The sequence below is a fragment of the Paenibacillus canaveralius genome, from assembly GCF_047238265.1.
Classification (GTDB): Bacteria; Bacillota; Bacilli; order Paenibacillales; family NBRC-103111; genus Paenibacillus_F.
On the sequence record NZ_JBDFMM010000001.1, the window covers coordinates 2,800,214 to 2,819,510 of the forward strand.

At 45.3% G+C, this 19,297-nt stretch carries 19 protein-coding genes; 11 read left to right on the forward strand and 8 right to left on the reverse strand.

Annotated elements, in window-relative coordinates:
- The first annotated feature begins 18 nt into the window (after positions 1–18).
- The 3 genes from ABC395_RS12890 to ABC395_RS12900 are packed head-to-tail and all read left to right on the forward strand — an operon-like array spanning position 19 to position 1,990.
- Positions 19–408, forward strand: coding sequence for a GntR family transcriptional regulator (locus ABC395_RS12890; RefSeq protein ID WP_413003576.1), 390 nt, complete (start codon positions 19–21; stop codon positions 406–408).
- Entirely contained in the window at positions 405–1,304 is a 900-nt protein-coding gene (locus tag ABC395_RS12895) for an ABC transporter ATP-binding protein (RefSeq protein ID WP_413003577.1), read from the forward strand. Before ABC395_RS12890 ends, ABC395_RS12895 begins: the two co-directional genes overlap by 4 nt.
- The gene (locus ABC395_RS12900; RefSeq protein ID WP_413003579.1) at positions 1,301–1,990 is read left to right on the forward strand and encodes a hypothetical protein; all 690 of its coding nucleotides are present in this window, start codon (positions 1,301–1,303) and stop codon (positions 1,988–1,990) included. The genes ABC395_RS12895 and ABC395_RS12900 overlap by 4 nt, the downstream gene beginning before the upstream one ends.
- A 124-nt stretch (positions 1,991–2,114) precedes the next feature.
- Here the strand turns inward: ABC395_RS12900 and ABC395_RS12905 are convergent, their stop codons facing one another.
- Positions 2,115–3,233, reverse strand: a complete 1,119-nt coding sequence (locus ABC395_RS12905) for a mandelate racemase/muconate lactonizing enzyme family protein (RefSeq protein WP_413003581.1) — start codon at positions 3,231–3,233, stop codon at positions 2,115–2,117.
- 392 nt (positions 3,234–3,625) lie between these two features.
- On the opposite strand from ABC395_RS12905, the gene ABC395_RS12910 reads away from it, so the two are divergent.
- The 4 genes from ABC395_RS12910 to ABC395_RS12925 all read left to right on the forward strand — a co-directional run bounded on the left by ABC395_RS12910 (position 3,626) and on the right by ABC395_RS12925 (position 7,066).
- Positions 3,626–4,153 (forward strand): GNAT family N-acetyltransferase, encoded by a 528-nt coding sequence (locus ABC395_RS12910; protein WP_413003583.1) that lies wholly within the window; start codon positions 3,626–3,628, stop codon positions 4,151–4,153.
- A 315-nt stretch (positions 4,154–4,468) separates the two neighbouring features.
- Positions 4,469–5,392, forward strand: a complete 924-nt coding sequence (locus ABC395_RS12915) for a tyrosine-type recombinase/integrase (protein WP_413003585.1) — start codon at positions 4,469–4,471, stop codon at positions 5,390–5,392.
- Positions 5,393–5,462: 70 nt separating this feature from the next.
- Positions 5,463–6,305 (forward strand): hypothetical protein, encoded by an 843-nt coding sequence (locus ABC395_RS12920; RefSeq protein ID WP_413003586.1) that lies wholly within the window; start codon positions 5,463–5,465, stop codon positions 6,303–6,305.
- Between the two features lie 98 nt (positions 6,306–6,403).
- A complete protein-coding gene (locus tag ABC395_RS12925; RefSeq protein ID WP_413003587.1) occupies positions 6,404–7,066 on the forward strand; it encodes a YdcF family protein in 663 nt (220 codons plus the stop codon).
- A gap of 272 nt (positions 7,067–7,338) precedes the next feature.
- Here ABC395_RS12925 and ABC395_RS12930 read toward each other — a convergent pair whose 3' ends face one another.
- The 3 genes from ABC395_RS12930 to ABC395_RS12940 all read right to left on the reverse strand — a co-directional run bounded on the left by ABC395_RS12930 (position 7,339) and on the right by ABC395_RS12940 (position 10,361).
- Positions 7,339–8,217, reverse strand: coding sequence for a PhzF family phenazine biosynthesis protein (locus ABC395_RS12930; RefSeq protein WP_413003589.1), 879 nt, complete (start codon positions 8,215–8,217; stop codon positions 7,339–7,341).
- 704 nt (positions 8,218–8,921) lie between these two features.
- Entirely contained in the window at positions 8,922–9,272 is a 351-nt protein-coding gene (locus ABC395_RS12935) for a YciI family protein (protein ID WP_413003591.1), read from the reverse strand.
- A gap of 165 nt (positions 9,273–9,437) precedes the next feature.
- Complete coding sequence (locus tag ABC395_RS12940; RefSeq protein ID WP_413003592.1) at positions 9,438–10,361, reverse strand: ketopantoate reductase family protein; 924 nt, start codon at positions 10,359–10,361, stop codon at positions 9,438–9,440.
- A gap of 129 nt (positions 10,362–10,490) precedes the next feature.
- On the opposite strand from ABC395_RS12940, the gene ABC395_RS12945 reads away from it, so the two are divergent.
- A complete protein-coding gene (locus ABC395_RS12945) occupies positions 10,491–10,799 on the forward strand; it encodes a TetR/AcrR family transcriptional regulator (RefSeq protein WP_413003593.1) in 309 nt (102 codons plus the stop codon).
- Positions 10,800–11,328: 529 nt separating this feature from the next.
- On the opposite strand, the gene ABC395_RS12950 is transcribed toward ABC395_RS12945, so the two are convergent.
- The 3 genes from ABC395_RS12950 to ABC395_RS12960 form a co-directional block, all read right to left on the reverse strand.
- Positions 11,329–11,742 (reverse strand): nuclear transport factor 2 family protein, encoded by a 414-nt coding sequence (locus ABC395_RS12950; protein WP_413003594.1) that lies wholly within the window; start codon positions 11,740–11,742, stop codon positions 11,329–11,331.
- 295 nt (positions 11,743–12,037) lie between these two features.
- The gene (locus ABC395_RS12955; protein WP_413003596.1) at positions 12,038–13,435 is read right to left on the reverse strand and encodes a catalase; all 1,398 of its coding nucleotides are present in this window, start codon (positions 13,433–13,435) and stop codon (positions 12,038–12,040) included.
- A 476-nt stretch (positions 13,436–13,911) separates the two neighbouring features.
- Positions 13,912–14,838 carry a ketopantoate reductase family protein gene (locus ABC395_RS12960; protein ID WP_413003598.1) on the reverse strand — a complete coding sequence of 309 codons (927 nt, stop codon included), beginning with the start codon at positions 14,836–14,838 and terminating at the stop codon, positions 13,912–13,914.
- Between the two features lie 163 nt (positions 14,839–15,001).
- Here ABC395_RS12960 and ABC395_RS12965 point away from each other — a divergent pair, with 163 nt between their 5' ends.
- The 3 genes from ABC395_RS12965 (at position 15,002) to ABC395_RS12975 (ending at position 17,796) form a co-directional block, all read left to right on the forward strand.
- A complete protein-coding gene (locus ABC395_RS12965; protein ID WP_413003600.1) occupies positions 15,002–15,553 on the forward strand; it encodes a TetR/AcrR family transcriptional regulator in 552 nt (183 codons plus the stop codon).
- 166 nt (positions 15,554–15,719) lie between these two features.
- The gene (locus ABC395_RS12970) at positions 15,720–16,679 is read left to right on the forward strand and encodes an AraC family transcriptional regulator (protein ID WP_413003601.1); all 960 of its coding nucleotides are present in this window, start codon (positions 15,720–15,722) and stop codon (positions 16,677–16,679) included.
- A gap of 226 nt (positions 16,680–16,905) precedes the next feature.
- The gene (locus ABC395_RS12975; protein ID WP_413003602.1) at positions 16,906–17,796 is read left to right on the forward strand and encodes an SDR family oxidoreductase; all 891 of its coding nucleotides are present in this window, start codon (positions 16,906–16,908) and stop codon (positions 17,794–17,796) included.
- Positions 17,797–18,258: 462 nt separating this feature from the next.
- Here the strand turns inward: ABC395_RS12975 and ABC395_RS12980 are convergent, their stop codons facing one another.
- Positions 18,259–19,167, reverse strand: a complete 909-nt coding sequence (locus ABC395_RS12980; protein WP_413003603.1) for a hypothetical protein — start codon at positions 19,165–19,167, stop codon at positions 18,259–18,261.
- Positions 19,168–19,297: the final 130 nt, after the last annotated feature.

Consider the following 19,297-nt stretch of genomic DNA (forward strand, 5'->3'; position numbering starts at 1 on the left):
AACCAGTTAAGTTTGAACATGAGAGTGGTGATAAAAGTGTCGTTCAGAATTGATGACAGCCGTCCTATATTTGTGCAAATCGCGGAAAAAATCGAAGATGACATCATGGAGCAGCGGCTGCCTGAGGAAACCCAGGTTCCGTCGACCAATCAGTTCGCCGCCTTCTACCAGATCAATCCGGCGACGGCGGCTAAAGGCGTCAACTTGCTGGTGGACCAAGGCATTTTATACAAGAAGCGGGGGATCGGGATGTTTGTTGCATCGGGAGCACGTCAAGAACTGATGGAAAAGCGGAAAACTCAATTTTACGAGCAATTTGTTGTCTCGATGGTCCAGGAGGCCGGGAAACTCGGCATCACAACCGAGCAGCTCGTTGAAATGATCCGGAAAGGGGACAGAAGCGGATGAAAGAAGCTGTTGTACAGGTCAAGCGGCTTACTAAAACGTTCCAGGAGGTTACGGCGATTGACGGAATCAGCTTTACCCTGGAGCCGGATAAGATTTACGGTCTGCTCGGCAGAAACGGAGCGGGCAAAACGACGGTCATGCAAATGGTTACCGCACAAATGTTTCCGACCGGCGGGGAAGTGCACGTTTTTGGGGAGCACCCCTATGAAAATTACGAAGTGATGAAACGGATCTGCTTTATTAAAGAAAGTCAGAAATATCCCGATAACTTCCGGGTAGCGGATGTGCTGAAAGTAGCGGCAGCCGTGTTTCCCAATTGGGACGGAGATTTCGCGGAATCGCTGATCCGGGATTTCAGACTGCCGCTGAAGCGGAATATCAGAAAGCTTTCCAGAGGGATGCTTTCCTCGGTCGGGGTAGTGGTCGGTCTTGCCAGCCGTTCGCCGCTCACTATTTTCGATGAGCCTTATTTGGGGTTGGATGCCGTGGCACGGAGTCTTTTCTACGACCGGTTGATCGAAGATTATACGCAGTATCCGCGGACGATCATTTTATCCACTCATCTGATCGACGAAGTAAGCCGGCTGCTGGAACATGTGCTTGTTATCGATAACGGCAAACTGATCCTGGACGCGGAAACGGAAGAACTGCGCGGAATGGCTTACACTGTGATCGGTCCGGCTTCGAGCGTGGAATCTTTCGTACAAGGAAAAGAAGTGATTCACCGGGAACCGTTTGCGTCCATGCTCTCCGTCACGGTTATGGGAGAATCCGAATCACGGGCTAAGCTGCTGGCCAAAGATATGGGGCTCGAAATCGCTCCCGTCTCCCTGCAGCAGCTTATCATTTACCTGACGAAAACCAATCTCGAAGAGAAAGCGGTGAACGGGTTATGAATTTGCAGCGGTTGTCCGGAATCATGAGTATTCATTACCGGAATAAAGTGTTATGGCTGTATGTACCCGGCGGAGTTTTGTTGGGGAATTTTATCGTTAATTATCTCGTAAGCCGGCTGACGGAAAGTGTGGAGATCTACACCGGCGGGTTGGCTTCCGTCTTTGTCTGCCTGTTCATCGGGGGTATCCTTACGGCCGCTCAGACATTTCCATTCGCGCTCGGCTTTAGTGTACGGCGCACCGATTATTATAAAGGAACACTGCTCATGTTTGCAGGCGTGTCCGTGCTGACCGCTCTGCTGATTTTACTGTTATCCCTGCTGGAAGTAGGGACCGGAAATTGGGGAAGCAGCCTTCATTTCTTTCATTTGCCTTATTTGAGCGAAGGATCGGTTTTTGAGCAGTTCGTTATTTACTTAAGCCTGCTTCTTTACAACCTGTCCGCCGGTTTTGGGATCGGAAGCTTCCAGCGCAGATTCGGGGGAAAGGGGACCTTTATTCTGATGGCGTCTCTTTTCCTGATCATCACTGTAGCGGCTTTTCTGTGTACCGCCAACGGCTGGTGGGGGGCCATCTTTACATGGATAGCGGGGCATACGGCTTTGCAATTAGCTCTTTGGCTGTTTCCTTTAACGCTGATATTTGCCGCCGCTTCGTATTTTCTGCTTAGAAGAGCGAGTACGTGATCGAAAATATATTGCAGGACGCCCATGCTCGGGCGTCTTTTTTGTTTGGCGGGCATGGAGGAAGTAATTAGAATACATAATAATTATTATGTTAACAAATGTTTGATTATCCTCATTTAGAGGATTAGCCGTAACTGCTTCCGTCCCATTGATAAAATGCAAGCATGTCCATATCGATTTCAATTCCGGTGCCGATGCCGCCGGGAATGGCTATTTCGCCATTTGAAGGCTGAACCGAGATTAATCGGTTAAACGGATTGTCCATGGCATCCCATTCCACAGGTTCGATCATGTCTGTCTCCATTTTACTCCATGGTTCCAAACAAGCTTGAGCGAATAAAGCGTATAAGCGTGTTAATGCACCGTCATAAGCATGGGGCGTCGCACGAATACCGAATTTTCTGGCGAGGCCTAATGTTTCCCTGTAATCGTCAATTCCTGAGATATGCAAAGGATCGGGAGTGATATAATCCAGAGCATGCCGGGAAAGCAGAGGAATAAAATCCGAAGCCGTTTTGAAGTTCTCGCCTCCGGCCAAGGGAACAACGAACCGGTTTCTTAATGCGGCATATTCAGCTATGTATTTAATTTGGAGCGGTTCTTCCATCCACAGGAGATTAGGCCATTTCTCAAGCAAAGGATTCCACTGAAGAGCTGCCGCCACATCATAACTTTCATTGGCGTCCAAAGCCAAACCGATTCTTTCTTGCAGTAAGTTTTGTACAGATAAGGCATGGCCTTGATCCTCCGTGATTGATTTACCGCCTATTTTTATCTTGATGTTGTTAAATCCGTCGCTAACCGCTCTCTGGATCGCTTCAAGTGAATGTTTTTGCCAATCTTGTTCGGCTGAATAGGATTGAAACGAGGCATAGACCGGTACTTTATCCCGGTATTTGCCGCCCCACAGGTCGCATATGGACAACCCGCCCGATTTGGCCAAGATTTCGGTTAGAGCCATACTAACAGCCGTGGCTGCGCGCGAATGCCACTTTTTTAAAGTCAGGACCAGTTTGCTTCTTTCTACGACCGGTTTACCTGTCAAATAAGGAATGATGCGTTCCTGAAAACCTTTGTGCAAGGTGGGCAGCCAATCCACGCACTCCCCCCAGCCTTCGACGCCCGTATCCGTCGTGATCCGGAACAAATAAGCGGTTCTATATGATTTGATGCCATTGGCATCTCCATATGGCGCGGGGAGACGATACAAGAGTGGAAAGGTTTCGATTGTATGAATGAGCAAGCGAACTATCCCCCTAAATTTGTTGTACCTGTTTAGTGTGTCATGTATTTAACGTTTTATGTCGAAAAAGGGAAAAACGTTCCAGGAAGGCAGATGTTTGCGGCAGGAGGGGGTTACCTGCCGTTGCAAACCCGGACTGCCGTTATCGTAACAGGCAACAATGTTGGCTTTATGTACAGCGGCGAATGATCGCCGATCAATCCCTTTAGATCCGGAAGTCCGCAGAAACCCCTTTATAAATGTGGTATATTTGCTGTAGTGATACTTTTCAAAGTTGGAGGTGCTTAATCGTACGCAACCGTAGACCAATTCTACCAAGGGATGAGTGGGACGAACTAAGCGTCGAGTTGGGAGTTATACATTTGAATTCATAATGAAAAGGTGGGAGATTTTTGATAAAAACAAAACGTCTTATCATTAGAGAAATGGTGCAGTCCGATTATGATGCATTGTGTGGAATATTGTGTGATGAGGAAGTAATGCGTGCTGCTTATGAAAGTGCATTCAACTTAGAAGAAGCACAAAATTGGCTTAACAGACATCTTAAAAGATATGAAGAGTATGGGTTTGGACTTTGGGCTGTAGTATTAAAAGAAACAAACATAATGATTGGTCAATGTGGCTTGACAATGCAAGGCTGGAGAGAAAAAGAAATTTTGGAAATCGGATTTTTGTTTCAAAAAGCGTATTGGCACAAAGGTTACGCAACAGAAGCGGCAATTGCTTGCAAGGAATATGCTTTCTCAGTTCTTAATGCAAATAGGGTTTATTCTATTGTTAGGGACACAAATACAGCCTCTCAAAAAGTTGCTGTTCGAACTGGTATGAATATTATTGATAAAGATACTAAGAATTTTAGGAATAAAGATATGGAATTTTTTCTGTACTCTGTAGAGCGAAATGAGCATAATACAAAGTAATTATGGAAGTCAAATTGATAAATTCCAAGTTACATTGTCAAATGACACGAAAATATAACCTTATTCGCCTTGTCCAACTAAGGGAAAAATGTGTTACAATAAGTGCGCCAAATACATATTTTGCGCACTTTCCTTTTAAAACGATTTTTATTTTTATTTACGGCTCACAGCAGGGGTTCTTTTATCATCAAAAGTGGTATACGGATCGGTTTTTCCGATAGAAAACGGCGTGAAAATGATCTGCTAGTACCGGATCAACATTTAGAAGTAACCCGGATGTACCGGAGAGTACTTGTCGATGGAGGGAAACGCACCTTGAAGGATAGCGATGAAATCAAAGAGAGATATGCGGAGCAGATCCGTGCATTTTCATTATGGATGAAGCATTCCGGATATACCGGAGCAACGCAAAAAGAGTATATGAGGGAGGTACTGAGCTTTCTTCATTCCTTGGAAGGGTGCCCCATTAAAGAAGCGGGCAAGATCGACGTTATCAACTTCCTTGTTTCCAAGCAACAAACGGCCGGTGAGTCCACAAGAAACCGGTCGCTTTCCGCAATAAGATCCTTTTACAGCGCTCTAATCGACTTTGAGCTGGCAGCGAAGAATCCGGCGTTGGAAGTGAAGAAATCCAAGACCGAAAAAAACAAGAAGCCCGTATATCTTGAAGAGGAAGAACTGGTTCAAAGCCTGGAGTATATGAACGGAAGGTATCGGAATCGAAATATCGCCATATTTCTGTTAATGGGTTATTGCGGGTTACGAGTAGGTGAAGTGCACCGGTTGAACCTCATAAACTTTAAAAAGGCAAAAGGAACGATCGAAGTGTTCGGTAAGGGGAGGAAGTGGAACGAGATCCCGCTTCCTGATATGCTTAAGGACTACTTAAGTAACGTCTTGGAAGAACGGCTTACTCCTTATAGCCAAAAAGAAGATGCCTTCTTCGTATCACAAAAAGGAAGACGGCTCTCGATCAGACAGATCCAGAAGATTGCCAACCAAACTTTCTCAGCGTTTAAGGAGAAAAATCCGAAGGTAACGGACATGAATTTATCCTGCCACAAGCTGCGGCACTCTTTTGCAACCATGATGCTCAAAAAAGGACATGATATTCGAATCGTGAAGGAGCTTATGGGGCATTCATCCATTGAAACCACGGCGCTTTATACGCATGTAAATGATGAGCAAAAGAAAAACGCGATGGCTTCCGTTAATATACCTTTGGAGGCGATTGGATAGTATAAAAGCTGCAAAAAAGATACATGAATTAGAAAAGGTGGAATTTGGAAAACGAGGACGGAGGGAAAGCTTGCTTAAGTGGAATAGCGATATATGGGGAAAGCTGACGGGACCGTACAGTTCTGCAGAAGGAGTATCTGAGTTATTGCAGCAGTTAATGCGGGAATATAATCAGGAGATTTTTGATGAAATCTTTCAAAAGTACTTGTATCATCAAAACACGATATATACGGCTACCTATGCAGCGATGCCGTTTTTGGCACAAATAGCATGTTCTACATCTGATGCCGAAGTGCGTAAAGAGATATTTGTAAATTGCGGGATAATCGAGGCTAGCCGTGACGGGCACGATGAGGAGCCATTTCCCGAATCTTGGGCTGGACTGGCTGAAGATGTAGGCAGCTCTGTCTGTACTGAATTGTATCGTGAGTATTTAGAGGCCATTGGAAAACTTAAGGCGCTTACAAAGGAAGTTCTCACTTATACAGCCCGTAATTCCATCGATGAAACGGAGAAACGTTATATCCTTATTGCGGATGCCGCTTATCGGGGTTCGTATATGCTTGCCGATATGTTGATGACTTTTATTAACGGCGATGAATATGTGGCGGTTTGTCCGGCCTGCGAAAATGATATATTTATCTGGCCTCATGAAGATGATTCTGCAGAAAACGAAATACTTCAAGCCTATGAACAAGATCCCGTCTTTCACGCTGATCAGGAATCCCGTGTGATCGTCCCGGTCACGTCATTTGCAAATGAAGACATACGAACATTAGCGGAGCGGGCGGAAGCGATCGGGGAGCAAACATTGGCTAGGCATCTGTATTATTTAGCGGGGGAAACCTTATGTCCATCCTGCGGTGAGAAAATTTCCGTATGGCCGGCTTTACTTAGCACATTTTCAAAATAGACACGAATTAAGGGGATGCCACGGATATAATGCGCAGTGAGTTACAGAAGTTGTTATGATTCACGTCCTTTAAGGCATACTAGAAAGGAGGAAATTCTATGCAACCGCATATTTCTAAAGATCCCGAAGTTCCCGAACTGAATGAAATACAAATAAATCAATTGACTAACATCGTTTTCTTAGGCAATGAAATAGCACCTTGCGATGCAATTTTTGTGTTTGGCGGCACTCATCCAGGTCATTGGGAATCAACAATTGATGCTTATAAAAAAGGATTGGGAAAAAAGATCATCGTCACAGGCGGGGTTAGTCCCACAGGAATCAAGCATAAAGATTGGGAAGACAAAACGGTACCGGAAGCCCATGTCATCGTTAAAAAATTACTTGATGCGGGTATTCCTTCGAACATCATTGTGTATGAAGACCGTTCCAGAAATACTCTAGAGAATGTGTTATTTAGTAAAGAAGTATTTGATTTCAATACGATTGAATCCATATTAATGGTATGCAAAGCTCATGGAGCAGGAAGACAATATCGTACACTGGCTAAGCATTTACCTCAGGAAATTAAATATTTTTCATATGGTTTTGAGAGTTCCTTTGATGGTCAGACGATTAACCGTGAGAACTGGATGCATAGTTCAAAAGGTCGTTCCAGAGTTTATGGAGAGTATTTAAGAATATGTTTTTATGGCGACCGTGGAGACATTTTGCAGCTAGAACAAAAAGTCGAGGGGCTTCCAAATGTTACAAACAATTAACTTTAACAGTTAAAGATGATGTGTAATGTCATGGCACAGAAAAAAATATAAGGTCGCCGGGTATACTTATTCACAAAATCCGTATTTTGTACATATGTCTTACGGAAGCGGTATATGTTCTTTTCCCAATACGGCAAACGATATAAGTTCTGGTCACTGACCTGTGCCAAGAACTTATATCGTTAAAACAAAAAAAGTTGCTGCTACGCAGCCCGGCCCGTTGCTCCGTAAGGTACAGTAGCTGCAAACACAAACAGCCTGTTTGATTTCACTTATATCGTGATATGTTTTCGTGCAATACCAGCCACTGCACCGCCAACCCGAACCTGGTTGATTTCACCGCTCTCGCTCAGGCGCAATCCTACCTTAATTTCAGAAGGACAATTCATCGAATACCCTTGCCTGAACATGACGTGTTCCACTTCCCGCAAAGATAGTTGGCTATGTTGGTACAAATAGCTGAGCAGGGCACCGTTGGATGTTCCTGTCGCGCTCTCCTCGGGAATATCGTACAGCGGCGCAAAATTCCGGCATTCCGCAACAGCATCATCTGGAGTGTCCATCGTGAACAGATGATATCCAACCACATCATATTTTTCGCTGATGGCGGTTATAGCGTCAAAATTTGGCTGAACTTCATTCAAGAGCTTCCTGCTGCGGATCGGGATCAAAATGTCCCGCAGCCCCGTCGAAACAATCTGAATGGGCAATCCGGTTTCCAGATCCTCGGCATCCATCCCCAAAGATGGGGCGATTTCCCCACAGGATATCCTTTCAAGAAATTGTGGTAAGGCTTGTGACAAATAAACAAGACCCTCAGAGCTAATATCAACATCCAAAATCCCTGCCTTGGTCTCTATCTTATAGGAGGTCCCTTCCTTTGCCAAACCCAGCGAATGCATTAGTCCAAATGCAGCAATCGTGGCATGTCCGCACAGATCAACTTCGCTGGCGGGGGTGAAATAGCGGATTTTGTAATCCGCAAACAGGGATTTTTCCATAAATGCCGTCTCCGAAAAGCCCAATTTCTTCGCTATAAGCTGCATTTCGGCAGCACACAGCGAAAGGCCACCCTCCAAAACAACGCCTGCTGGGTTACCACCACGCTCCCCTTTCGCAAACGCATTTAACGTATACACTTCCACATTCATGTTCCGCTCGGCCTCTCCTTTATCTTCGAAAAATCGATGTGCTGCCCGCGCAAATCTCTCCCGCTCCTTACGACCTTGCATTATGTTCACTCCAGACGGCTCTCCCTGCCCTATCAGTCTCCATATACACCGTATCGTTACTACTGCAAGCAACACAGGTCTGGACGACAAATAGATCCGCCCTCCAGTAAAGCCCTACCAATGCCGGTTGCTGCGCATCAAGGTTGATCAGCATGGACCAAAGGTCTATTATACCACGGACAGCTCAAAACATTCTGAGGAAGTTTATTATCTCAAGTTTTATAGGTCGCTATAGGAGTGTGAAATTTGACACTTGCTTATTCAATAAGTGTCGAGCAATTAAAATCCAATTCGGAAATTTATCATTGCAACCCCAATGTTCAATTCAATCTTCTGCTTTTCCACTATCGATGATACGGTTCTCCGCGCTGTCTATAACGGCAAGTTTTAGAAGGCTGTCGGCGACGATCCAATGGGAGTAATGAAAAAACTCCGAAAACCCGCTACGCTCAATGGTTTTCGGATTTCTTGTTTAGAGTCATTTTTGGAGCGTATGGACATGCTTCGTCTTCTGGTCATCTTTTCTTCCGAATGTTCAGGTACATTTAGATTGCTTGAATCCGCTGGGTGGTGAGGAAGGTCGATCAACTATGGTATTGCGAACCGGGCCGTTAGTCCGGTGCCTAAAATATTTGACGCAATTCAATCTGACCTTCCCCATGTCCTTGCGGGTCCGGCATACGCATGGCCCACTCGATGGCTTCTTCTTTCGACTTCACATCAATCAGAATGAACCCGGCAATCAATTCTTTCGTTTCCGTAAATGGGCCATCCGTAACCATCGGCTTTTCCCCTGGTTTCAGAAACGAAAGGCGAATCCCATTTGAACTTGGATGAAGACCTTTAGCCATAACTCGCACGCCTGCCTTAACTAATTCCTCATTGTACTTATCCATGGCTTCCATGAGCTCAGGACTCGGGAGATTTCCGGCTTCCGAATTCTTCGAGGCTTTGACAATCAAAATAAACAGCATAAAAATTTCCTCCTTCTTTTTTAGAGGCAAAAATTGACCCTATTATAAATACAACGAACCGGTATCTTCAAAACCGACACTGTGAAAATTTTTTTCATAAATTAATACATAATTACTTTTAAAAAAAGTCAATGCTAATTACAATATCGACATTTAACAAAAAAATTACTGAACAAGTAGTTCCGATTTGATATCATTTTGACTTAAAAATTTCATTAAATCATTACTCAACTGCACAATCTCTTTGCTAGCATTATTCGCATAATCCGGCAGCATCATATCCCTAACCATTTTGGTTCGTAGCCATGTCATAAAGAAAAAATCCAATAATAAGTTTGGAAATTTAAGCACCATTTTAAGTATGGGTGGATCTATTGAAACGCCGGCTTTTTGTATGGCCCTTAGGTACGCTTTTAAAGTGACTGTTATTTTGCGTGCCGTCTTACTGGTTCTGAATGTTTTTTTGTCAATTATCTTATTCTCAGAATGCAAAAAGCTCATCATGGCAATGTCGAATACGGAATGTGTGATTAGATACGCTTGCATATCCTTTTTAACAACGTAGGGAAGCTTTGCTGTTTTAAATAATTTTGCGAGGTTTTTTATCCGTTCGGTCACTACACCATTAATTTCTCCAAATGCAGTTGCCGCTATAATCTTTGGTGGAAATCGAGCATGCAATACTCCATCTTTAATCTGCCCGCCGAAGCCTGGAAAAGCTGGTAAAAGTCTATCCCCTACGATATCCAGCCACGAAGAAAATCCAATTGAAATATTAGTCATCGTAACTATATGTTTGCTTTGATTATCTTTTAGCGCTAACAACGCGGATTCTGACCGATCATAACGAACGGTGACGAAAATAAAATCGTATATATCGTCATTTTCGAGCGTATCAATGACATTCACTTGTATCGATTTAACCGTATCTTTTTCCTTATATTGCAGGCCATTTTCTCTTAATGATTTAAATTTATGAGAACGTGCAAACAGGGTAACGTCAAATCCTGCTTCAATGAGCTTAATTGCGTACATGCTCCCGATAACACCTGCACCAAAAATTAAAATTCTATCTTGTTTTGCTGACATAAAAACCCCCTACTTATTATCAGACAACATGTTGTATGATGTGATTGTAGATCTTAATTATTCCTTGATCAACCATCAGTTTTTTATTATTTGTCGGATGATATTCTTGTTTGCTAGTAGGAGGGTAACATGAAAAAGCAGCCTGAAATAACGGAGAAAACAAGACAAAAGTTTATAGAAGTTTTTTGTGAGTTATATAGCCAAAAGCCGATTGAGAAAATTTCGGTTCAGGAAATTGCGAACAAGTCAGGATATAACCGCAGCACCTTTTATCAATACTTTACTGATATTTACGAATTGGTAGACTCTGTTGAAAATGAGTTATTGAATGACATAAAAAAAGAATTAGCGGATAAAGAGCTATCGATGCATACGGTTCAAGATGCGCTCCATTGTCTGGACAAAAAAGACATCTCTTGGTTCTCAATGCCCTTTTAGGTGATTATGGGAGTCCTCGTTTTTTAAAACGCTTAAAAAAAGAAATCACTTTGGATCAATTAGAATTAAACGTTCCGCAAAACCATTTCTTAACGCCATACTTGATTGAGTTTTATCTGTCAACCTGCCTTTCTTTATTTCGTCTTTGGATCCAGCGTCAAAAAGATTTATCGTCAGAAGAATTTTCCAAGTTAGTGGAGAACCTCTATTCAAGAGGGATGACTCCCTATTTTAAAGAATGAGTCTGTCATTCAAACTCTTGAGAAAGATCCTCAATTATGGCAAATGATATAAGTACTTGTCACAAGTCAGTGACAAGTACTTATATCGTTAAAACAAAAAAAGCCGCTGCTACGCGACTTTTAAGCATATATGTTCTTGTCATCCGACAATCGTCTAATCGCTTGGGCTTATTGCCCCGGAGTTCTCTGCGAACAACTGGCGCCACTTTTTTTGCGGGCTTCAACAGCAATCAGCCAAACGTGCGGCAGATCAAGACTGAAAATAAAGTCTTAGACGCACTAACCTATCAACAGTCTCTTAAATCAAAAGCTTCTTCTAGTGCAGCGGTATCTTCGAAGATTTGAAAAAACCTTATCTTCTCCTGTTCTATTTCGCAAATAATTGCCCAATCACTCTCGAACACTTTCCCGGTTACATTGACCTTGATGCGGAAATTCCCCCATGCACACGCTGCTTCCTGATTACCGATGAGTTTGTGAAGGACAAACCTCTCTATTTGTTCTGCTTCTTCTAATAAGTTTAAATAATTTCTAACACCTTCTTTTCCATGAAATGTGCCGTATAAAGGAATTTTATTAGAGGGCTCTTTTTTAAGAATAATAAATTTTGCTTCATCATGAATCAATTCGATCACTTTATCAATCTGTTTGCTTCCTAATGCTTGAAAATAACTTGTTAACACTTGTTGGGCACTTTGCATTTTCTACTAATCTCCCTTCGAATGGGCGGAATAAGCTTTGCACAATCCAATAATAACATATTAATCTACCATGCCGATCGCGAACCCGCGCGGGGCATCCGGCTGGCCGTTTGATAAGACTGGAGGAAATTATGTTTTGTTTGCTAGATTTCAGCTTGTGGCTTGCGTGCTGTACTGTCGTATCATCCGTTGAAACGGCTCATCCTGGAGTTCAATGCAACCGATTCGGTTTTTAGGATCAAAAAAAAGGCCAACTGAATGGTTGACCTTCTTGTCCTTCATAATCATGCGTGAATCATCCCTTGTTCGGTGCAGCGATCTGACGTGCTACCCTATCGGCTAATGTTGCATCAGCCTGGAATAAATAGCCTAAAACAATCCTCTGAATCTCAGGAGAAGTCGCCGATAAATCACTAGCGAGGTTCTGAACAAGATGATCCTGCTGAACTTGTGTGAGCGATTGGTAGAATTGTCCCGCTTGCGTGAAATTATCGGCCTCCGGAATTTCGGATCGAACGAGCCGGCCGGCTACATAGCGCCCTTCACCGCTCGTTACCTGTTCAGACGGTGACCAGTTTGCTTGATGGTTAATCGGAATTTTGCGGAAATCCGATCCAAGGCGATGCCGCTGTGAATCCCAATAAATATTGCTGCGGCCCTGTAGCATTTTATCATCGGACAGCTCGGCACCATCCAGAAGATTTGACGGGGAGAATGCCAATTTCTCGACCTGCTCCTGATAATTCGTAGGGTTCTTATCCAATATGAGTCGACCAACTGGCAGCAGCGGGTAGAGACGCACATCCCACACTTTCGTGTCATCCAGCGGATCGAACGACAGCGTCGCCTCATCCTGTGGGTTCATCAACTGCACATACAGCCCGTATTGGACTGGAGTGCCTTTGGCAATCGTGTCATATAGATCTTTACCCGAATAATCCGGGTTCTTGCAGGCCAAGCGAGCCGCTTCTTCCGCATCGATATATTGCTCTCCAGCTAACGGAACCCAGTGATACTTGACGTAGAAGCGGGCGTTCTGTTTATTTTTCCAAACATAGGTGTTAACACTGTGTCCTGGCATATGGCGGAAACTCTTGAGCGTCCCTTCGTCCGAGTATAGACGTACAACGAAATGGGTTGCCTCTGGCGCTGTAGCAATGAAACCCCAAAACCGATTCGGATCGATGAGATTGTTAATAGGTGATGGCAGGAAAGCATGAATGGACTCAGGGAACCGGATCGGGTCACGAACGAGGAACACAGGAATATGATTACACAGCAGATCGAAAACGCCATGCTCGGTATAAAATTTCGTCGAGAAACCACGCACGTTGCGGGATGTATCTGGTGTCCCTTTGTTGCTGACCGCAAATGAGAAACGGACTGTAACGGGAACCCGTTGTCCCGGTTGCTGTAAGAAACACAGGTTCGTATAAGTGGCCATCGAGTGAAGGGTTTCAAAATAACCCAAGGCACCAAACCCCTTCACGTGGACCGGACGCTCTAATATCTTTTCGTGGACAAAGGTTTCTAGTGTTTCATGCAACATGCTGTCCTGTTCCAGAATCGGTCCCCGTTCCCCAACCGTCAGCGAATGGTGTTCCGGCGACTGTTTAGCATTCCATTGTGATGGAGTATTGCCAGCCTGCCAGCTTCGACCGTTTGCCTGATTGTTAGCTTTGTAACCGTCCATTGGTCCGCCTCCCATACCTACATTCTCGGGGATATATATGCATGGCTATGTACGGTTATGACAGCATGTCAAGTTCTGGTCATTGGCTCGGGACACCAACTTGTACCGATAAATAAAAAGTCGCTAAAAGCGACTTTTAAAGGGAACTCATTTTTATCCCTGGACAATGTTGTTTTTAGTTGAAGAACTGTTGCTCAAATCTTTAATATAGCTTATAGGCTTTTTGTTCGTTGAGCTTCACCTTCCCCATCGCCCCGTCTATCGTTATCATTTGTCCACTTTGGATGTTTTCCGCTGGCTCGTTGGTCATATCGGACAACCGTAAAGTCCTTCTCAAGCAGCTCCTGGTGTTGCTGCCCTCTCCTCCCACTTCTCACGTAAAGCTATCAAGTCCTCGACAAAGAATCTTCGCCGATGGGGTGTATCGTCAAAACAAAAAAGCCGTGATGCTTAACGATATATCGTTGCAGCAGAGACTATGATTGAATAAGCCAATCTGTTTCTAACGCATTCCAGTTTGGCGTAGGTATATCCGATCTTGCCCTCCATTCAGCAAAGTCCTCATTCAAAGCTTTGAGCTCAACTGCTGTCCCATCAATCAACCCGCTAACCGGAAGCATGAAGAAAATCTTCAACGCCCAGCGGATTAAGTTTGGATAGCCGGTAATCCAAGACGCCTGCTTCGCAGGAATTAACGGGTACCCCAATGATTCAAGTACACGGAAGCCCTCTCCCATCGCCGCCACTACCTGACGCATTCGCCTGTCGTCACGGACAACCAGTTTCATCTGGAAGCTATGGAACAGGTTGACCATGTTCATGGGCACGATTAGCACCATGTGGTTTTTCAGCCAGGCATCGATCTGATCATGGTAACTGAGCTTGTACTTGGTTCGCATGAATGCCTGCTCCAGCAGGGAGCGAAACGGAACGGGACCGTCCAGACCCCCGATGACCATCCCCCCATGGCCGCCACGAATGCAAATGACTCGTCCGTCGGTACGTGTACCTGCGGTAGTTTGGAATCCAAAAGCGACCTGTTTAGGAAACTGTCCATGTTTACTCAAATACTCCTGCATGGCGTAGGTATTCATATTGTTGCCGACCAATACCATATGACGGCTAACGTTTTCTGCGAGGATCGGCAGCACAGCCCCGAAATCCGAATATTTCATCATGACGAAGATCAAGTCATACACGTCATCTGACTCTAGTCTGCGAATTACACGAACCCGGTCAACAGTTGTCTTGCGCTGAAAGTAATGCCGTATGACCAGTCCCTCCTTTTCCAGTTCCTCCGCTCGCTTTCCTCTTGCCAACATAGTCACGTCATGACCGCCCTTTACTAAGACATGTGCCAGATAGCTTCCCTGCACACCTGCACCGTACACAAGTAGATTCAATCGTATCTCTCCCCTTATAATTAACAGTTGTTGTATATTTATCACCTGTTCATTACAATCAAGATAGCATTGGAACAGATGCAGGTGCAATGGCTAATTGCTTTCGTTTCTGTTGAGAAATGAACAAAAAATGCTGGATGTGTTCAGGAAAGAGGGGAAAACCATGGATCGGCGCATCGTGCGATCAAGACAAATGATTATGCAAGCGTTCATTGGGGTGTTGGGAGAGCAGGATTTTGAGAGGGTCACCATTCAAGGTATTGCGGATCGGGCCAATGTTAACCGCGGAACGATCTATTTGCATTTTACAGACAAATATGACCTGCTGGAACAGAGCGTGGAAACGTATCTGATGATGCTTGCTGACAGTTGTGTGCCGGAGGATGGGGCAACCAATGAACTGTCCCGGGAACTCCTGATTCGTGCGTTCACGTATCTAAAAGAGCATGAAGAAATCTATCGCGTTTTGATTACCAATAAAGGTATTCCGACGTTCAGACACCGCATGACAAAGATGATTGAAGCGAATATCACCTTGGTAGTGAACCAAATGAAGCTAGATACCGGTATCCACAGGGATGTATTGGCGCAATTCTTGTCCGTTTCCATTACGGGGTTGATTGAGTGGTGGGTCGTCCAATCTATGCCATATACGCCAGAAGAGATGGTTGAACAGATGGCTAGAGTTCTGGAAGCAAGGCTGCAGCTATGGTAAACGAATTAAATTTGAAGTGTGGTACCTAAAAGAGCCGACTTTTCCCAGGTAGATAATTATCAAATCGGCAATAGTACCATGTTCTTATCCAATTTCGGCAATGGAGCCGTGGACGGGAATATATGTTGATGATTCTGTATTAAAATAAGGAGTTGTTGGTGAAAGAATGCGTATCGTAACCGATTCACCGCTGCAAGTGTCAAATCAGACCAAAGGGCTCATAGATGAGGAAAGATCCCGGCTGGCCCGAATGATTTTGGCCCTTGCCCCTTATGACGGCGCTTTTAAACAACGCATTCCCGGATTGCTGATCAGCCGCTTTTCTCGGATCGATTCCGACACGGTAAATGATTTTAGTTCCCCTTCCCTATTATTTGCAGTGCAAGGGGCAAAAGTCATTACGGTTGGTCAGCAAGAATACACCTTGAACAAATTAGAAATGCTCCTGTTTCCCGTTGCCTTGCCAGTCACCATGCAGACTACAAATGCCACTCCTTCCGAGCCGTTTCTTGGTATCAGGCTGAATCTCGACTCGAGAAGAATTTCCGAGCTTGTCCTCAAAGTATATGCCGACGGGCTGCCCCCCCTTCGTCAGCGGAGTGCGGGGTACGCCGCGAACGCCAGCTTAAGCATAATCAAGGCGGTGAGCCGACTTCTGGATTGTTTATCAGATCCTGGAGATACGGAATGGATTGCTCCGCTTGTGATGGATGAAATCTTGATACGCATCCTGCGAAGTCCCATTGGCAAACAGGTTGCAGAAATGGGTTTCGTTGATTCCGGCGTGCAGCGAGTCGCCAAAGCGATTACCTGGATCCGATCCAACTTTTCTCAGCAAATGAAGGTCACAGACTTAGCCGATTTGATGCATATGAGTGTTTCCTCGTTTAACGAGCATTTTAAATCCGTCACTTCCATGAGTCCCCTGCAATACCAAAAAGCACTCCGGCTGCATGAAGCAAGGCGTCTTATGTTTTCCGATTTAAGGAATGTCAGCACGGCTTCCAGACAAGTTGGATATATAAGCATTTCTCAATTCAGCCGTGATTACAGCCGTTTTTTTGGAATTTCGCCAAGCAGGGATATCGCCAGATGGAGCCAGCAAGAACAAGTTCCTCACGACTGAAGCGCCGATTGATGGAACATTTCATAGGCGATGCGGATTCGCTTTGGATTTCTCTTCTACCCGCAGCCACAAGGCGTGCGGGTGTTATTCTTCCTGCGGTGAACCGGGACTATCCCATTTCCAACGGATCAGGCAAAAAGCGGCGCGGAATAGGCAAACCTCCCAGGTGAGACTGAACTACAATAAACGTATAGCGTTGCTACTTACATTGTGGGAGGAATAGATTATGCGTGTTTTCGTTACAGGGGCAACTGGTTTTATTGGTTCGGCCATAGTGCGGGAACTGATCGGAGCGGGACATGAAGTGGTCGGTCTTGCCCGCTCGGAAGCGGCTGCTGCGGCACTCACCGAAGTTGGAGTGTCGGTGCATCGCGGATCTCTAGATGACCTCGACAGTCTGCGCAGCGGGGCGGCTGCAGCGGATGGGGTGATCCATGCCGCGTTTGTTCATGACTTTAGGGATTATGCCGGGGCCAACCATCAAGATAGCCGGGTGGTTAAAGCGCTCGGTGAGGCATTAGCCGGTTCTGACCGACCCTTAGTAGTCACTTCCGTAACTGCACTCTTAACACCTGGACGCCTGGGTACGGAGTTGGATACAGCCGATCCCCATTCAGTCGCACGCGTCGCATCGGAAGAAACTGCATTGGCCATGGCTTCACAAGGCGTTCGCGCATCCGTGGTTCGTCTTCCGACATCCGTCCATGGTGACGGCGACAAGGGATTGGTCCCTGCTTTGATCGATGTTGCAAGGAGAACGGGCGTCTCCGCCTATGTAGGCGATGGAACGAACCGTTGGCCCGCTGTGCACCGGCTCGATGCAGCCAAACTTTATCGACTGGCGCTCGAATCTGCATCTGCCGGCACCCGATTGCATGCGATTGGCGATGAAGGCGTGGCGCTTCGCGATATTGCCAACTTAATCGGCCGCCGCCTCAACGTGCCTGTAGTCAGCAAATCTACAGAGGAGGCGGTTGATCACTTTAATTGGCTGATGCACTTTATGATGATGGACAATCCTGCCTCCAGTGCTTTGACTCAAAAACGCTTCGAATGGCGTCCCGGTCAGCTCACACTTCTTTCAGATATTGACCGGCAAGCGTATTTCGGAAATTAGGGTTATTGTATATAGCGGCTGAATGCAGGATTCAAAACAACGATCTTTCTGCATCAAGCCGCGATATGTCAACAGCCTGATCAAGCCAGTCTAGTCCTCCTCGGCGCGACAACTGGGAAACCAGAGACGATCACAATCGCCTCTTTGAAACACCCCGATACCCGTCAAAGCAAGTGTGCCTGTCTGGGGTATTTTTGCGATAAACATTCAAGCAAAGTTTGGGAATTTCCCGCTAGCAAAACGATCATTCATAGTGGAATTCAACCGTCTGCCTCCTTGAAGCAAAAAAAAAGAACCGTTAGGTTCTTTTTTTTGCTTTATATCTGGATAAAGATAACTTAATTACCGATATCAAACCACGCCTTCGTTCGCGGTTCTTGGCAGTTAAATGAGGCCTTTCAATTTCCATTTTAAGTCGAAACGATAGTAAAAATTGATTACGGAAGCCTCGTCACCAAGCGATTAAATCACGGCTGTTCCGCAGTAAGCGTTGTTGTCATCGTCGACGTACCCATATACGAGCAAGTTGTCCCGAACAGCCAAGGCAGTACGATATCCCTCGGCGATTCGCTTAGGCTCCGAGTCCCAGTTAATGACAAACGTCTCTTCATGAACATGTCCCGAACGGAAATAGATGGAGCTGCCCTTCTGGTACATCAGAAAGACACTTCCTTTATCATCAAGAGCTACGGATGGAAACATGCCTTCCATGCTCGTTTCGAAGGCTTGATAGTTGAGTGTCCCTCCCGAAACAAGCGCAGTGGCAATCACCATGTTTGAATCAAACAGATTGTTTGTGAAAAAGGCGGATACCATCAGATGTTTGTTATTTAAGGCAAATCTCGGGGAGATCGCCCTCATTCCCGTCGGCAGGTCGTGAACACTTCCCCACTGTACGACATTCCCTACTATGGAACCGACCAGATAATGCAGCAGCATAAGATGGCTGTCGGTCTGGAAAAGCGCCACTACTGTGCCTTCATTATTGATACGGATACAGGGATTGCCTCCTCCGTAGGTGTCATCATCCATACCTACTTGTATCGATTTCCTGTAGTCGATGCCGTTCTTATCCGCCGTTCCGATATGATACCACATCTGTGTCGTGAAAGGGCCGTCCGATTCGTGAATTTCAAGAAGCTTGCCGCTTCCGCTTACCGCAATGGACGGATCCATACCGTCGTCGTAAGTATTGGGCTTGTCGCTCCACCGGAGCTGGTTATCCGCTCCCGGCACTCCATAGCTGCTCATCAGACTGCTGCTGCGGCGGGCCAACCATGCGGCAACCACCGTGTAATCGGGTGCGATCGCGAAATCAAGGCTTGCTGCTCCGCTTGCAAATTTTTTGGCTTCGGACAAAGAAATAGACATTCTACAAAATCCCCCTAAATTTGAATGGCACCGTTTTATTAATACATGTAGTTATCACGGGATGATTAAGATATTTATCGGTTTTTTGTCGTAATTTCGTAGATGTTTTTGTAGAAACAATTCGAAAGAA

Coding starts and splice junctions, on each gene's coding strand:
- ABC395_RS12890 (WP_413003576.1), top strand. CDS start 19: ATGAGAGTGGTGATAAAAGTGTCGTTCAGAATTGATGACAGCCGTCCT.
- ABC395_RS12895 (WP_413003577.1), top strand. CDS start 405: ATGAAAGAAGCTGTTGTACAGGTCAAGCGGCTTACTAAAACGTTCCAG.
- ABC395_RS12900 (WP_413003579.1), top strand. CDS start 1,301: ATGAATTTGCAGCGGTTGTCCGGAATCATGAGTATTCATTACCGGAAT.
- ABC395_RS12925 (WP_413003587.1), top strand. CDS start 6,404: ATGCAACCGCATATTTCTAAAGATCCCGAAGTTCCCGAACTGAATGAA.
- ABC395_RS12930 (WP_413003589.1), bottom strand. CDS start 8,217: ATGAATGTGGAAGTGTATACGTTAAATGCGTTTGCGAAAGGGGAGCGT.
- ABC395_RS12935 (WP_413003591.1), bottom strand. CDS start 9,272: ATGCTGTTTATTTTGATTGTCAAAGCCTCGAAGAATTCGGAAGCCGGA.
- ABC395_RS12940 (WP_413003592.1), bottom strand. CDS start 10,361: ATGTCAGCAAAACAAGATAGAATTTTAATTTTTGGTGCAGGTGTTATC.
- ABC395_RS12945 (WP_413003593.1), top strand. CDS start 10,491: ATGAAAAAGCAGCCTGAAATAACGGAGAAAACAAGACAAAAGTTTATA.
- ABC395_RS12950 (WP_413003594.1), bottom strand. CDS start 11,742: ATGCAAAGTGCCCAACAAGTGTTAACAAGTTATTTTCAAGCATTAGGA.
- ABC395_RS12955 (WP_413003596.1), bottom strand. CDS start 13,435: ATGGACGGTTACAAAGCTAACAATCAGGCAAACGGTCGAAGCTGGCAG.
- ABC395_RS12965 (WP_413003600.1), top strand. CDS start 15,002: ATGGATCGGCGCATCGTGCGATCAAGACAAATGATTATGCAAGCGTTC.
- ABC395_RS12970 (WP_413003601.1), top strand. CDS start 15,720: ATGCGTATCGTAACCGATTCACCGCTGCAAGTGTCAAATCAGACCAAA.
- ABC395_RS12975 (WP_413003602.1), top strand. CDS start 16,906: ATGCGTGTTTTCGTTACAGGGGCAACTGGTTTTATTGGTTCGGCCATA.
- ABC395_RS12980 (WP_413003603.1), bottom strand. CDS start 19,167: ATGTCTATTTCTTTGTCCGAAGCCAAAAAATTTGCAAGCGGAGCAGCA.